This is a genomic window from Bacillus sp. Xin1, assembly GCF_013314535.1.
In the GTDB taxonomy this organism is placed as follows: Bacteria; Bacillota; Bacilli; order Bacillales; family Bacillaceae_G; genus Bacillus_A.
The window spans coordinates 1-1557 of sequence record NZ_JABUAE010000128.1 but is presented as its reverse complement, the minus strand read 5'-3'; the positions used below and the strand labels follow the sequence as shown (position 1 = coordinate 1557).

Here is a 1557-nt window from a genome sequence, read left to right as displayed (position 1 = left end):
CAGAGTGTTGAGAAACCCTTTAGGGTTTCCAACACTCTGACATCTTTTGAATTTTATTAAATGAAAACAATAATAAGTGATAGAAACCAAGAAAATAGCCCTTCACCTGACCCTTTTTGGTCAGGTGAAGGGCTATTTTTTTCATGTTTTGACAAGCTGCTGTGAGATATGCCTGCATTTGGACATACTTCAGCCCACGAAATCGAGCATATCGATAGCCATGTAGTTCTTTGGCGTCCGCAAAGCTTCGCTCTATAGTCGAACAGCGTACTTTATACAGTTTTTTCCCTGTAGCTGTTAGCTTGTTTTTTCTAGCGATATCTTTATATTTCTCCCATATATGATGAGTGATAACTTTTTGTTTTTGTTTCTCTGAAAAGCAATCCTTACGTAGTGGGCACACAGCGCAGTCTTCTGGATGCGATTTGTATTGACGATACCCTTCGCGATCCGTTGTCGCATATTCTAAAATACATCCCATTGGACAAGCAAATACATTTGTTTCTGTTTCATATTTAAATTTACTTTTTGGTACTTCTTGATTTCGTTTTCCAAATCGGCGATACCCCATCACCATAAATATATTCTGTTCTGATAGTTTCTTACAGATATAACCTGTAAAATAGCCTGCATCAAGAGCTACAGCTTCAACTTTGAATCCAAATTTATCAATTTGAGCTTGTAGGCGTGCTAAATACGGCTCGGAATCTGCCATATTTCCAGCCGTTATATAGGTATCTGTAATAATATTGTACTTCGCATCAGTCGTACGATGATCTAAGAAATGAAAACCGTTCGGTTTTCCATCCCTCATTAAAAATCCACTATCTGGATCAGTTGTACTTATACGAGTTTTTTTAGTAGGGGTATCACTTTCCTTTCTAGGTTTTAATTCTTTTTTCCATGTAGCTCACGATCTTTAATAACCGCAGCTTCTAGTTCATCTATATAAAACTTTGGCTTTTCTTTTTTATATTTATGTACAAATTTATTTTTATTGGCATTAGCCTTAATGTGTGTAGAATCTGTCATCAATGCGCGTCCTCCCACCATACGGTGCTCCGTCGCTTGACTCACAATTTCTTCAAAGATTTCTTCAAAAATATTTGTATGGATGAAACGAGTACGGCGATTCCAACTGATTGTAGAATGATCTGGAATCGTATCTGATAGGGAAAATCCTAAAAACCAACGGTAAGCGATATTTGTTTTGATTTCTTTTTCTAGCTGACGTTCCGAGCGGATACCATAAAAATATCCAATAAACATCATCTTAAATAGAACGATAGGATGAATAGAAGGACGACCATTATTTTCACAGTAATAAGGACGTAGTTTTTCTTCAATAAAATCAAAACTAATTGTTGCTTCAATCGCACGAAGAAAATGGTCTTGTGGAACTAGTTCTTCTACAGAAACTGATACGCGTTTATCGCGATGATTTTTGAATGCACCCATCATAAGAAACCTCTCCTTTTCCTTTTTTATCAGTGTTGACACAGAAAAAGAGATTAAGACACAAAAACAGGCTGTGGAGAAGACTTTCTCCACAGCCTG

Annotated in this window: 1 pseudogene; it reads right to left on the bottom strand. The window is 36.7% G+C overall.

Annotation, left to right across the window (positions count from 1 at the left end):
• Window positions 1–91: 91 nt before the first annotated feature.
• A pseudogene (locus HRG09_RS28035) lies at window positions 92–1461 on the bottom strand (IS1182 family transposase); the annotation flags it as partial.
• Window positions 1462–1557 lie beyond the last annotated feature (96 nt).